The 13,756-nt window shown below is 35.3% G+C and carries 11 protein-coding genes; 9 read left to right on the forward strand and 2 right to left on the reverse strand.

Annotated features, from left to right (window positions below; translation table 11 throughout):
* Positions 1-22 precede the first annotated feature (22 nt).
* On the forward strand, positions 23-484 hold the full coding sequence (locus tag B0M43_RS21850) for a DUF3291 domain-containing protein (protein ID WP_078005379.1): 462 nt from the start codon (positions 23-25) through the stop codon (positions 482-484).
* Positions 485-601: 117 nt separating this feature from the next.
* Here the strand turns inward: B0M43_RS21850 and B0M43_RS21855 are convergent, their stop codons facing one another.
* Complete coding sequence (locus B0M43_RS21855) at positions 602-1,309, reverse strand: class I SAM-dependent methyltransferase (protein ID WP_078005380.1); 708 nt, start codon at positions 1,307-1,309, stop codon at positions 602-604.
* Between the two features lie 257 nt (positions 1,310-1,566).
* On the opposite strand from B0M43_RS21855, the gene B0M43_RS21860 reads away from it, so the two are divergent.
* Both B0M43_RS21860 and B0M43_RS21865 read left to right on the forward strand, forming a co-directional pair.
* Positions 1,567-2,445, forward strand: a complete 879-nt coding sequence (locus B0M43_RS21860) for a LysR family transcriptional regulator (RefSeq protein ID WP_078005381.1) — start codon at positions 1,567-1,569, stop codon at positions 2,443-2,445.
* A gap of 171 nt (positions 2,446-2,616) precedes the next feature.
* A complete protein-coding gene (locus B0M43_RS21865) occupies positions 2,617-3,897 on the forward strand; it encodes a DUF2130 domain-containing protein (RefSeq protein WP_078005382.1) in 1,281 nt (426 codons plus the stop codon).
* Between the two features lie 105 nt (positions 3,898-4,002).
* Here B0M43_RS21865 and B0M43_RS21870 read toward each other — a convergent pair whose 3' ends face one another.
* Entirely contained in the window at positions 4,003-4,785 is a 783-nt protein-coding gene (locus tag B0M43_RS21870) for an META domain-containing protein (RefSeq protein WP_078005383.1), read from the reverse strand.
* Between the two features lie 267 nt (positions 4,786-5,052).
* Between B0M43_RS21870 and nirB the strand changes: the two genes are divergently transcribed.
* The 6 genes from nirB to B0M43_RS21900 all read left to right on the forward strand — a co-directional run bounded on the left by nirB (position 5,053) and on the right by B0M43_RS21900 (position 13,658).
* Positions 5,053-7,566, forward strand: a complete 2,514-nt coding sequence (nirB, locus tag B0M43_RS21875) for a nitrite reductase large subunit NirB (protein WP_078005384.1) — start codon at positions 5,053-5,055, stop codon at positions 7,564-7,566.
* A gap of 207 nt (positions 7,567-7,773) precedes the next feature.
* The gene (gene nirD, locus B0M43_RS21880) at positions 7,774-8,151 is read left to right on the forward strand and encodes a nitrite reductase small subunit NirD (RefSeq protein WP_065450653.1); all 378 of its coding nucleotides are present in this window, start codon (positions 7,774-7,776) and stop codon (positions 8,149-8,151) included.
* A 305-nt stretch (positions 8,152-8,456) separates the two neighbouring features.
* A complete protein-coding gene (locus B0M43_RS21885; protein WP_078005385.1) occupies positions 8,457-9,041 on the forward strand; it encodes a DUF4202 domain-containing protein in 585 nt (194 codons plus the stop codon).
* A 66-nt stretch (positions 9,042-9,107) separates the two neighbouring features.
* Positions 9,108-10,913, forward strand: a complete 1,806-nt coding sequence (locus tag B0M43_RS21890; protein ID WP_078005386.1) for an ATP-binding protein — start codon at positions 9,108-9,110, stop codon at positions 10,911-10,913.
* Positions 10,914-11,424: 511 nt separating this feature from the next.
* Positions 11,425-12,084, forward strand: a complete 660-nt coding sequence (locus B0M43_RS21895) for a response regulator transcription factor (RefSeq protein ID WP_065450418.1) — start codon at positions 11,425-11,427, stop codon at positions 12,082-12,084.
* A gap of 95 nt (positions 12,085-12,179) precedes the next feature.
* A complete protein-coding gene (locus tag B0M43_RS21900; protein WP_078005387.1) occupies positions 12,180-13,658 on the forward strand; it encodes a nitrate/nitrite transporter in 1,479 nt (492 codons plus the stop codon).
* The last annotated feature ends 98 nt before the right edge of the window (positions 13,659-13,756 follow it).

Below are 13,756 nucleotides of genomic sequence, written 5' to 3' on the forward strand. Positions count from 1 at the left end.
CTTCATCTTTAATTAGTTAAACATGAGTAAATATCATCTTGCCGAAATTAATATTGCCAAAATGAAAGGAGTTACCATAAGCGACCCGATCATGAAGGAATTTGTAGATAATTTGGATCTTGTCAACAAGTTAGCCGAAGACAGCGAAGGCTTTGTCTGGAGATTGAAAGATGACACTTATAACGCCACAAACTTAAACCCATACAATGACGAACAGATCATTGTGAACGTTTCGGTTTGGGAAAGCATCGAAACTTTAGAACATTATATGTACAAAACCTTTCATAGCGAGTTTTTAAGACGTAGAAAAGAATGGTTTCTAAAATTCGGGAAAGCAGCCACAGCAATGTGGTGGATTCCGAAAGGACATATTCCAACACTTGAAGAAGCCGTAGAAAAGTTAGATTATCTACAGCAAAACGGTCCTTCACAATTGGTTTTTGATTTGAGGAATAAATTTCCTGCACCAAAACAAATTGCATAGTTTTCCGCCACGACCCGAGCGATAGTGAACGGGCGAAGCAATTCACGAATTAATTTAAATACTTTGCGCATAGATTTAAAAAAAAATAATTCGTGAATTCGTGGCGAAAAAAAAAAATCATTTAATCCCGCCAAAAGCTCCAAAACACATATTCTTGTGTAAAATTTCAACGCTTGTAAAACCAACTTTCTTCATCAAATCCAATTGATAATTCATTGATCTTGGCGTATCTTCTTTTTCTACATAATCCAATACTTTCTGACGATATTCTGCTCCACCAATTCCTTCTAAATAATCGCCGTAACGCTGCCAGGTATATTCATTTAACAAGTTAGTATCTTGTGTAATCAAATCCGAAATCATAAAACATCCTCCCGGTTTTAATAATTTGAATATTTTAGTAAAAGTTGTTTCCCAATCCTGATCATCTCTTAAATGATGTAAAACTGCTCCAGCCAAAATAATATCAAAATGGTTTTCCGGTAATTCAACTTCACGGATATCACCATGCTTTACTTCTACTTTACCGTTGGTTGCTGAAGAAACTCTTTCGAATGCTCGATCCAACATTGGCAAACTCAAATCAACCAAAGTACTATTCAAATTGGGCAACTTATACAACATTTTCAAAGTATAATTCCCGGCACCACAGCCAATATCCAAGACGTTTACAGCATTCGGAACAATTCTTTTCGAAGCTTCCGTAATTAATTCTAAAGAAATGGTAGCGTCGATTGTTGCGACTTGTCCGGTTTCTAAATTTGAAAATCGTTCGACATCATTATCAAAACGTTCTCTGATTTCTTCAATAGTTGATTTTTTCATAGTTCTTGTTTTTTGTTTTTTTTGCCACAGATTAAGGATTAAAAAGATTCTTTAGCCACGAATTTCACAAATGTCCACGAATTAATGATCGCTTGCATTTGTAAAATTTGTGCAATTCGTGGCAAACAAATTTGCGCACAATTTCAAAAATCCTTTTAATCATTTAATCTGTGGCAAAACTTTTTTGTAAAAGTATTTCTTTCATATATACTTCAAAAATACTTATTTTGTCAATTATTAATACTTAATAAGTATTCATGGAATTACGTCATTTAAAATATTTTCTGGCTGTAGCCGAAGAATTAAACTTTACCAAAGCCTCAGAAAAACTATTTATTTCCCAGCCTCCATTGAGTCGTCAGATTATGGAATTGGAAGAAGAACTCCAGGCGCGCTTATTCAACCGAAATAATAAAAAAGTCGAATTAACCGAAGCTGGAAAATATTTCGAAAAAGAAGTGAAAGAACTTTTTCAAGATCTGGAACGCATTTCCGTTAAAACAAAAAAGATTGCTGAAAATGTTTCCGGCGAATTTAGAATCGCGTATATCAGTTCGATTTATTCGTCTGTTATTTCAGATTTGATCAAACATTTGAAAGAACAATTTCCTTATGTGAATTTCAAATTATTTGAAGTTTCCACAACCAAACAAATTTCAGCTTTGGAGCAAGGAAAAATTGATTTGGGCATCATTCGGTCTCCTGTAAAATCTCCTAAAATAAAAGCGCAATTGTGGTTTCAGGATGGGTTTTCGGTAGTTTACAATAAGAATTTAATTCAAATTAAATCTGAAGAAGAGATTCCGAAACTAAAAGACGAAACTTTTGTGTTTTTTAATAAAGATTACGCACCACATTATCATGACATTTTATTAGAGCTTTGTGCTTTTTACGGCTTTGAACCGCAAGTTGTTCACGAATCCAACAACATCAATTCGATTGTGCAATTGGTCAAAAATGGTTTGGGAATTTCGATTGTTCCCTCTAATATTGCGAAGAATAATCAGGATGCCGAAATTGGTTTTATTGAACTGAAAAAAGTCAATTTATTTACGGATGTTTCGTTAATTACTTCAAAAGAAGATGATTCTGAGATTACGAAAACTGCCGTGGAGTTTTTATTGAAAAAAGAATAGCCACGAATTCACGAATTTCTTTTTTTTGTTTGCGCATAGATTTTAAAAAATAAAAATTCGTGAATTCGTGGCTAAAAAAACGTTACAATTTATCACAACTTGTTTTGCACTTAAAAGAGAACTTTTAAATACCTTAGCAAATTATAATTCTCGTTAAAAAAATCAATAAAAATGGCTGAGCAATCTTCAATTATATGCCCAAATTGCGGGACACCAATCGATGTAAATGATGTATTAAAACATCAGTTGGAAGATAGTATCCGTAAAGAATTTCAACAAAAAGCCAATGCTCAATCCAGAGAATTGGAACTTAAAAATGAACAATTCGAAAAAGCCAAAGCCGACTTTGAAGCCAAAAAGAAACAGGAAAATGAACTTTTCGCTGAACGCCTAGAACGCGAAAAAAAGACAGCCGAAAAAGAAATCACCGAAAAACTAAAAGCCAAACTCGAAGAAGAAAATAAAGATCGTTTGACCTTAATGGAAAAAGAACTTTCTGAGAAATCAGAGAAACTTCGAGAATTGAATAAAATGACAGGCGAAATTGCAAAACTCCAACGTGAAAAACTGGAAATGAAAGAAGCCATCGAAGCTGAAGCTCAAAAGCAATTAAACGCTACTTTGGTTCTGGAACGCGATAAAATCCGTAAACAGGAAGAAGAAAAAAACGAATTAAAAATAAAAGAATATCAAAAACAATCTGACGATCAGAAAAAGTTAATCGAAGAAATGAAACGCAAGCAGGAACAAGGTTCTATGCAGTTACAAGGCGAAGTAATGGAATTAGCAATCGAAGAATGGCTGGCGAATAATTTTCCGTTAGACAGTATTGATGAAATTAAAAAAGGTGCCAATGGTGCTGATTGTCTTCAGATTGTAAACACACGCGAACTGCAAAATTGCGGTTCTATTTATTACGAAAGCAAGCGTACCAAAGCTTTTCAGCCATCCTGGATTGAGAAATTCAAAAATGATATTCGAACTAAAAGAGCGAATATCGGTGTTTTAGTAACCGAAGTAATGCCAGCCGGAATGGACCGAATGGGAATGCGCGACGGCATCTGGATTTGTACTTATGAAGAATTTAAAGGTTTAAGCGCGGTTCTGCGACAATCTTTGATTCAGGTAAGTCAGGCGGTTCAGGCGCAGGAAAACAAAGGCGATAAAATGTCGATGTTGTATGACTTTTTAACAAGCAACGAATTCCGTTTGCAGATTGAAGGAATCGTAGAAGGTTTTACGCAAATGCAAGGAGATCTTGATGCCGAAAAAAGAGCGATGCAGAGAATCTGGAAACAACGCGAAAAACAAATCGAAAAAGTAGTACATAATACTTTAGGAATGTACGGATCGATTCGTGGTATTGCCGGAAATGCGGTGCAAACGGTAAGAGCTTTAGAACTTGATTTTATTGAAGAAGAAAAAGAGGATCCTAAGGAATTATTTGAATAATTTTTTTAAATTCCAATAATTTAAATTCCAAATACCAATTTCTCACAAGTTTGTCATTCCTAGTTCCTAGGAATGACAAACTATTCGAAAACATCGAAATTCAAATCAATCCACCTTTCTAAATACTAACAATTTTCCTGACGGATTCGAAAGTGTCAATCTGTTATCTCCAATAGAATAAGTAGTTGTACTTTGCAGCGCTTTTATAAATTGATCCTCCTTATTTCCTTGTGCACAAGCCATCCTAGTTGCAACTACTTTAGAAAATCGCAGAAGATCTTTTTCATAAAAAATACTCCCGCTAATTGCATTACAACCTCCGTAACCCATAAATTTATTTTCTGAAGAATTTATTTCAATCCTTGGCAATTCTTTTTGATAATCAGTTGCAAAAACTTTGAAACCGTTTAGTTCTTCCAAAACCCAAATATCATGAAGGCGATAGTCAGTGTTATAATTCCCGCATCCGCTCAATTTTGTATTAGTAAGCTCGGTGTTATTTTTAATTTCAACTGAAACTTTATAAGGAGAGATTACTCCCGACATCGAATTTTGACATTCTAATTGCTGAATCGTGATTGTCGCACTTGCTGTTTCATTACTTACTTTATACATTTTTATATTAGCATCCATTGCCTTTATGACTTCGGTTGCAGGAAAAGCAAGTTTTTCCTTTCCCGGAATTAAGGATGTAAACTCAATATTCTCATTGCCCATTTTTATTCCCCAAAAAGGTTCATTCCCGGTTCCCGTAAAGTAATATTTCATTTGATCTTCCTGACTTCCGTATTCAGAACTAGTATTTTGTGTATCTGAAGTTTTGCCCGCTGTAGATTTACAACCTACTGTCAATGATAGTAATAGCAAAAGTGTAAGTAATTTTTTCATAGAATTTACGTTAAGAATATTCCATTTAAATAAAACATATATAAAATTCTTATGAATTTACGACATTTTTTCGAAATCCTTATTTAGAATCTTTTCAAATTTATAATAGTTATAACTTTTCTAATTCAATCAAAACCCGCATTACGTAAAAGATTACGATAAAATACGTAAACAACAATCGTTATCAATTCAAAAAAAATAATTATTTACGTATTTTTATAAGTATAAATACTTATATTTGCATAGTAATACTTAATTAAAGAAATCATGATAAGAGTAATAGTAGTTGGAAACGGCATGGTTGGTTATAAATTTTGCGAAAAATTCATTGCAAAATCAGGACATGAAAAGTATCAGATAACCGTTTTTGGTGAAGAACCAAGGCGAGCCTACGACCGTGTTCACTTAAGTGAATACTTTGGAGGAAAAACTGCCGACGATTTATCACTTTCTACAACCGAATGGTACGTAGAAAACAATATTACACTCAACACATCTGAATTAATTACAGATATTAATCGTAGCGATAAAACGGTACATACTCATTTAGAGAAAACTCATACGTACGACTACTTAGTTCTGGCAACAGGATCATCAGCTTTTGTTCCTCCTATTGACGGAGTCGAAAAAGAAGGCGTTTTTGTCTACAGAACCATCGAAGATCTTGATGCAATTATGGCTTACGCCAAAAAGATAAAACAAAAAGGTGCAACAGAAGCAGCAGTTTTAGGCGGTGGTTTATTAGGTCTTGAAGCAGCAAAAGCTGTTAGGGATTTAGGACTTAATCCGCAAGTGGTAGAATTTGCTCCGCGTTTAATGCCAAGACAATTAGACAAAGGGGCAAGCGATATGCTTCAGTCAAAAATAGAAGAATTAAATATTGGTATTCATCTAAACAAAGCCACGCAATATATCGACGGAAAAGAGTGTATAACGGGAATGATGTTTGCAGATAACGAATTGTTAAAGGTTGACATGTTGGTTATTTCTGCCGGAATTAAACCTCGTGATGAACTGGCTAGGGTTTCAGGACTTGAAGTGGGTTTAAGAGGTGGTGTTGTGGTAAACAACCAAATGCAGACATCAGATCCTTCTATTTATGCGATTGGCGAAGTAGCCCTTTACAACCAAAACATTTACGGACTTGTTGCTCCAGGTTACGAAATGGCCGATGTAGCAGCTGAGCAAATCTTAAATGGTTCCAAAACTATGAGAGAAACCATCGATATGTCGACACAATTAAAATTAATAGGTGTTGAAGTAGCGAGTTTTGGTGATCCTTTCGTAGAAAATAATGATGTAACCGCTATTATCTATGAAAACAAATTAAGTGGAATTTATAAAAGAATCAATGTTACCAAAGATTCTAAAACCTTACTAGGAGGAATTCTGGTGGGTGACTCCAGCGATTACAACTCTCTTTTCCAGATTTTCAGCAATGCTATGGCCTTACCAAAAAATCCCGAAGATCTTATTTTAGGTTCAAGAGACGGTTCTGAAGGTTCTAGTTTAGGCAGCGTTCTTGACTTACCCGATACAGCAGTAATTTGTTCTTGCGAAAATGTAACAAAAGGCGCAATTTGCTGTTCACTTTTAGATGAAACCTGCGCCAGTTTTTCAGATGTTGTCAAACATACCAAAGCAACTTCTGGCTGTGGAGGCTGTAAACCAATGGTTTCAGATTTGGTAAAAGCTACTCAAAAATCTCTTGGCAAAGAAGTAAAAGATGTTATTTGCGAGCATTTTAGCTACAACCGCCAGGAATTATATGATTTGGTAAAAATCAATAAATACGAGAATTTCTATGAAGTAATAGATCATCACGGAAAAGGCGACGGCTGTGAAGTTTGTAAACCAGTTGTGGCTTCAATTTTTTCTAGTATTTATAATGATACTGCTAATAAACACGTTACAACTCAAGATACCAACGATAGATTTTTGGCCAATATTCAACGCAACGGAACGTATTCTGTTGTACCAAGAGTTGCCGGTGGAGAAATTACTGCTGAGAAATTAATAGTTATCGGAGAAGTGGCAAAACAATTCGATTTATACACAAAAATTACTGGCGCACAACGTGTTGACTTATTTGGAGCACATTTGAGTGATTTGCCAAAAATATGGAAAATCCTAATTGACAATGGTTTTGAAAGTGGTCACGCTTACGGAAAATCACTTCGCGCCGTAAAAAGCTGCGTTGGAAATGCGTGGTGCCGTTACGGAATGGACGACAGCGCCGGATTTGCAATCGAATTAGAAAACAGATACAAAGGAATTCGCTCTCCGCATAAATTAAAAGGAGGAGTTTCGGCCTGCATTCGCGAATGTGCCGAAGCCCGAGGAAAAGATTTTGGACTAATTGCTGTTGAAGGCGGATGGAATTTATATATCGCAGGAAACGGTGGCGCCAACCCAAAACACGCTGTTCTGTTAGCCGAAAAGATAGACAAAGAAACCGTTATCAAATATCTAGATCGTTTTTTAATGTATTACATCCGCACGGCTGGACCGCTTATCAGAACTGCAACCTGGTTGGATAAATTAGACGGAGGTTTAGAATACCTAAAAGAAGTCATTATCGAAGACAGTTTAGGAATCTGTGAAACTCTTGAAGCCGAAATGCAGACTCTTGTAAACACCTTCGAATGCGAATGGAAACAGGTACTTGAAAAACCAAGATTGTTAAAACGTTTCAATCACTTTGTAAACTCGGAAGAGAAAGATGACAATGTTGTTTTTGTTCCGTTAAGAGATCAAAAAGCACCAAAAGCATGGTCGTAAAGCTTTATACATAATTATTTAAACACACATAGCTTTCAAAGATTTTTAATTTTTAATTCTCAATTTTTAATTAAAAAATTCAGCTCCAAAAAAAGAAAAAAAATATCACAAACGTTTGCTGTCCTCTTACCCTCTTTTTTACTGCGCCATCAAACTCTCTTGATTGTAAAAAGAGGGATAAGAAACAGGAACACAAAATTTACTGAAATGGAAGAAATCTTAAATCAATACGAAACAGTTCATCCAAACGACGCGACAATTTGGTTCAAAGCCGGAAAAGTAGAAGATTTCCCCACCAATCGTGGCGGCTGCATCAAATACAAAAACAAACAAATTGCCATTTTTAATTTCACGCGCCGCAACGAATGGTACGCTTGCCAAAATGCCTGTCCGCATAAAATGGAAATGGTTTTGGCCAGAGGAATGACGGGATCTACAGATGATATCCCTAAAATTGCCTGCCCAATGCACAAAAAAACTTTTTCATTAGTTGATGGTTCAAACCTAAACGGTGAAGATTTTAAAATTGCAACTTATCCCATTAAAGTTATTGAAGATGAAGTATTTGTTGGCTTTGTAGATTAACAATACAAGTTTTATTCACAATCTTGTCATTCCGACGGAGGAGGAATCCCCGCAAGTAGCTCCGCACAGAAGAACGCCAATCTTTGTAGAGCTACTCGCGGGGATTCCTCCTCCGTCGGAATGACAAAAACAGACGAAAATATTCTTATGAAAATGATTGCCCTAGCCCCGATAGTAGTGGAAATCCTTTTGTGGCGGGGTTCGCCACAAAAGATTGCAACGGATAGCGGGATTAGCTCCTGAAAAAAATTAAGCCTTAAAAGTTAATTTACGTATATTTGAAATTCTATTATCAGACCAAAAAAATGACTACACCTTTTCAAAAAGCAAGCGAATGGATTGATGCTGAAAATGCTCAGGATCCTAATATCGAAATCGATCAAAATACTGAATACCCAAAGGAATTATTGTATTCGAACAGAATGTACGAAAGACTGATGCAGTTTGAACCTGAAGCTTCAGAACAAATTCAGATTGCCTCAAAAGCACAACATATTTGCCGATGGAAAGTTGCTCGCGAATCTTACCCAATGGATCGTGTGGGCTATTTGAGATGGAGAGAAGACCTTAAAAAATTTCACGCCAAAACTACAGCCGATATCTTAGAAAAGGCGGGATACAATCAGGACTTTATCGATCGTGTTTCTTTTTTAATCGAAAAGAAATTATTAAAAAAAGATGCCGAAACCCAATTGCTGGAAGACATCATTTGTCTGGTGTTTTTAGAGTATTATTTAGATCCTTTCGTACATAAACACGACGATGAAAAACTAAAAAACATCATTAAAAAAACCTGGGATAAAATGTCTGACAAAGGACATCAGGAAGCCTTAAAAATCAATTATTCTGAAGAAAATCTTAATTTAATAAAAGCCTCTTTAGGATTGTAATCTGAGATATGGAATCAGTTTGAAAACGAATTTCATTTTAAGATAAAAGACAAATATTCATTTCGAATGAAAAAAAGCAATCAGGAAGCTGCAGATAAAATTAATTTCAAAAATTTACGCCGCTGGTATTTTTTTGCACTCTGGACTATTGCCGTAACCGTCATTCTAAGTCAGATTTTGGTTCAGTACAATTTAAAACAGCAACTAAGCGATTCTAAAATCATCAATATTTCGGGAAAGCAAAGAATGCTAAGCCAGAAAATTGTCAAAGAAGTCTTGATTTTACATTATGTTTCAGATACCATTTCACAAAAACAAATTTCGCATTTAAAGGAGGTCCTCGAACTCTGGAAAACAACTCAAAATGCGCTTGAAAACGGTAATGACAGTTTGGCTTTCCCCAGAGAAAAAAGCGAAACCCTCAATAAATTATATACCGAAATCAATCCGGTTTTCAGCACTATTAGTCAGTCAACTAATTCTTTTCTTTTAAATTTAAAACAAAAAAGCAATTTAGCCCAAAACCAAAAACTGGTTCAGACTATACTAAAATACGAAGGCGTTTTCCTTTCAAAAATGAATCAGATTGTAAGTCAGTACGATCTTGAAGCACACGAAAAAGTAACAGAACAACGCAAAATAGAATATTGGATTTTCGCCTTTACGCTTTTCGTTTTACTAATGGAGTTTTTCTTCATCTTTAAACCTACCAATAAAAAAATAGAAAAACTGATTGCCAGACTTTTATCTTCTCAAAAGAAAGCTTTAAAGCTCGCTTATGACACTGAAATTATTAGCGAAATAAAAGAAAATTCGGTAAAAGAATTAAAATCGCTGAACTATGCCATGGAAAATACGCTGCTGTATTGCCGTATTGCACCAGATGGCTCGATCATTCATATTGGAGAAAAATTTGCCAAACTTTTAAACTATACGAGATTTTCATCCAACAAAAAATTCTCTGAAGTGCTAACAACCGATGAGAAGGAACAACTGAATATTGACCGAATTATCTTTGAGAAACACAGAAGCGGCTGGCAGGGCGAAATTAAAATCATCAATAAAGAATCCCAGACATTTTGGCTCGACTTATCGATGGTTCCGGTAACAATCAAAAAAGAAGAATCAGAACTTTTAATTATTTGTTTCAATATCACCGAGCGTAAAAAAGCACAACGGGAAGTCGAACGCCTGAATATCGAAAACAGTACCGAAAAAATCAATCAGCAAAAGATTATTTCGAGTAAAATCGTCGAAAATCAGGAAAACGAACAAAACCGAATCGCGAAAGAAATTCACGACGGAATTGGCCAAATGCTTACCGGTTTAAAGTTTAGTCTTGAAAGTATCAATCTGGAAGACAAAGAAAAATCAGCTCAAAAAATCGAATACTTAAAAAAACTATCACTCGATATTATAAAAGGCGTTCGCACCGCAACTTTCAATCTAATGCCTCCGGAACTCAGCGATCACGGCATCGTTTCCTCTCTGGCAAAACTTACGCAGGAACTTTCGAAACTAACCGGAAAAGAAATTCTGTTTTACAACAAAACCGAATTTAATCAGCGTTTAGATTCTTTGATCGAAATCAACATTTACCGCCTAACGCAGGAAGCCATTAATAATGCCATAAAATACGCCGAATCATCACACATAATTGTACAGCTTTCGCACAGTAATACTTTGCTAAGCATTATTGTAGACGACAACGGAAAAGGTTTTGATATTCACGCCGTAGACAAAAAGCGCAATAGCGAATCCGGAATGGGATTATTGTTTATGAAAGAGCGAATTCAATACGTAAATGGCCGTGTATTTATTAATTCTATTCCCGGCGAAGGAACAAGAATTACTTTTAATATTCCGATGTAAAATAAATTCCAAATATTTTTAATTCCAATTCTCACACAAGCTTTTCAGGCTGAGCGAAGTCGAAGCCCCGCAAAGTAAATCTATCAAATAATAATAATTTGGGCGAGACACCATCCCGATAAGAAGGCAAATTTACTTTGCGCTTATTCGCCCTCTTACCGGCATACTGTCGGGCTATCCTCTCCGCCGTGGCGGATTGCTCCTATCCCTCTCGCGGGCAATTGCTTTCATAAGATCTTAATAGTTACTCAGAAATTACCAGAAATGACAAAGCTCAAGTAAAAACTTTGTCCAAGTTCTAAACTTTGACAAAGTTCAACCCAAGACCATCTTCAAATAGCAACATATAAATTATAATGTAATTCCATTTTTTAATGATATTTTAATGTTGGCTTTAATATTAGAATTTGCAATTTTAAAAATTTAGAAATTAAAATTCAAAAATTACGTATATTAGCATCTTCTTTGTAGATGAATATACGTAAAAATCAAAAAAAAATTTAAGTAAATTATGAGCAATATCATTCGTGTAGTACTGGCAGACGATCATGTTTTTGTAAGAGATGGAATCAAATCATTACTTGAAAACGAAGCAAACATCGAGGTTGTAGGCGAAGCTATTGATGGTGCCGATGCTCTTGAAGTCGTTGCACAAAACAAACCTGATTTACTTATAGTAGATATTCGTATGCCCCACTTAACAGGTATCGAGGTAGTAGAAAAACTTAGAGGCGAAAATAATAATGTAAAGATCATCATGCTTTCTATGCACGAATCTGAAGAATACGTATTAAAGTCTATAAAAGCCGGCGCCGATGGTTATTTACTAAAAGGTTCAAGCAAAGAAGAATTCTTAAAAGCACTGCATACCGTTGCTGCCGGCGGAAAATATTTTAGTGGCGATATATCCTCTATATTAATTAGCCAGTTGACCAACTCTTCGACATCATTAGAACCTAAACAAAGTTTAGCTGATGAAATGATGATTACCAAAAGAGAAAAAGAAATCCTGACACTGTTATTATCCGGAAAAGGAAATAAAGAAATTGCTGAAGCACTTGATATCAGTAAGCGCACCGCCGAAGTACATCGTTTTAATTTAATGAAAAAATTAAAAGTAAAAAACCTGATGGAACTTTCGAACAAAGCAACTGAATATTCTTTATTATAAATTACGTATTTATACGTAATTATTTTTCAAAAACTGCGTTTTGGCAGTTTTCAACTAAGTTATAGTACTTATTTTTATCAAAAATTATAAGTGCTATGAAAACTACAAACCCATTATCTCAATCTCACAAAATTTTAATTTTGAACACATTGGCCTTTACAGTGTGTTTTGCCTGCTGGACACTAAATGGTGTTTTAGTAACTTTTTTAGTCGATAACGGAATTTTCCACTGGAGCGTTGTTCAGGTGGGATGGCTTCTGGGTATTCCGATATTAACGGGTTCTATCATGCGTTTACCTATTGGAATTCTAACGGACAAATACGGTGGAAAATACGTTTTTTCATTTTTACTCCTCCTCTGCTCGATTCCCTTATTTCTGCTTCCTTACGCTGACAGCTTTTTTATGTTTGCCTTATTGAGTTTTTTCTTCGGAATGGTAGGAACAAGTTTTGCCGTTGGGATAGGATATACATCCATATGGTACCCAAAAGAATGGCAGGGACGCGCACTGGGAATTTTTGGAATGGGAAATGCAGGAGCTGCCATCACTACCTTTTTGGCACCTTCATTATTAAATCATTTCTCTATTGACGATCCTCAAAATGGCTGGAAAATATTGCCGGTTATTTATGCCATTTCATTATTAATAATAGGAGTTGCATTTTTGATTTTCGCTAAAAATAAAAAAATAGAAAATAGTACAAAAAGCGTTTCTCAAATGCTTGGTTCTTTAAAATCAGCAAGAGTATGGCGTTTTGGAGCCTACTACTTTTTGGTATTCGGGTGTTTTGTCGCTTATTCGCAGTGGTTATTACCCAATTTCATGAATGTGTATCAAACCAGTCTGGTCATGGGCGGATTATTTGCAACGCTTTTCAGTTTACCTTCCGGCGTGATTCGTGCTTTTGGAGGATATTTATCAGATAAATTCGGAGCCAGAAAAGTGATGTATTGGGTTTTAAGTTCATCAGTAATTTTGAGTGCTTTATTAATGATTCCGAAAATGGAAATTACTACCACTGGCCCGGGCGTTTTAGCTACTAAAAAAGGCACTATAACTGCTGTTTCAGATAACAATATCAAAATTGGGGAAACAGATTTTGCCGTGGCACAAAAGAAAGAAGATGTAAGCGAAAGTTCCATCTTTCCAACCAGTACATCCTGGCAGCAAGTCGTGGTAGAACAAAATCAAACGGTGAAGAAAAAAGAACTTTTGGCCAAAGGAATTACGGTTATTAAATTTGATGCGAATATGTGGGTCTTTCTGGTTTTAGTGATCTTAATAGGAATTTCCTGGGGAATAGGAAAAGCGGCCGTTTACAAACATATTCCGGAATATTTCCCAACAGAAGTTGGCGTTGTTGGCGGCATGGTAGGCATGATTGGCGGTTTGGGCGGTTTCTTTGGGCCAATCATTTTTGGATACCTTTTAACTGCAACCGGCATCTGGTCCAGTTCATGGATTTTTATTCTCATTTTTTCTGCTGTCTGCTTAATTTGGATGCATTACACAATTAGTAAAATCATGAAAGAAAAATCACCTATTTTCGCAAAAGTAATTGACAGACAATAGTTTAAAAATTAATATTCAAAATAAAAATTAGTTCGAATATGATTTATATCATTGTAAAAGAGCTATTTTTCTGATAAATTTGTTGTGATTTTAAAAAA

This window comes from Flavobacterium sp. KBS0721 (genome assembly GCF_002007065.3).
Taxonomy (GTDB): domain Bacteria; phylum Bacteroidota; class Bacteroidia; order Flavobacteriales; family Flavobacteriaceae; genus Flavobacterium; species Flavobacterium piscis.

Coding starts and splice junctions, on each gene's coding strand:
- B0M43_RS21900 (WP_078005387.1), top strand. CDS start 12,180: ATGAAAACTACAAACCCATTATCTCAATCTCACAAAATTTTAATTTTG.
- B0M43_RS21870 (WP_078005383.1), bottom strand. CDS start 4,785: ATGAAAAAATTACTTACACTTTTGCTATTACTATCATTGACAGTAGGT.
- nirB (WP_078005384.1), top strand. CDS start 5,053: ATGATAAGAGTAATAGTAGTTGGAAACGGCATGGTTGGTTATAAATTT.
- B0M43_RS21850 (WP_078005379.1), top strand. CDS start 23: ATGAGTAAATATCATCTTGCCGAAATTAATATTGCCAAAATGAAAGGA.
- B0M43_RS21885 (WP_078005385.1), top strand. CDS start 8,457: ATGACTACACCTTTTCAAAAAGCAAGCGAATGGATTGATGCTGAAAAT.
- B0M43_RS21855 (WP_078005380.1), bottom strand. CDS start 1,309: ATGAAAAAATCAACTATTGAAGAAATCAGAGAACGTTTTGATAATGAT.
- B0M43_RS21895 (WP_065450418.1), top strand. CDS start 11,425: ATGAGCAATATCATTCGTGTAGTACTGGCAGACGATCATGTTTTTGTA.
- nirD (WP_065450653.1), top strand. CDS start 7,774: ATGGAAGAAATCTTAAATCAATACGAAACAGTTCATCCAAACGACGCG.
- B0M43_RS21865 (WP_078005382.1), top strand. CDS start 2,617: ATGGCTGAGCAATCTTCAATTATATGCCCAAATTGCGGGACACCAATC.
- B0M43_RS21860 (WP_078005381.1), top strand. CDS start 1,567: ATGGAATTACGTCATTTAAAATATTTTCTGGCTGTAGCCGAAGAATTA.
- B0M43_RS21890 (WP_078005386.1), top strand. CDS start 9,108: ATGAAAAAAAGCAATCAGGAAGCTGCAGATAAAATTAATTTCAAAAAT.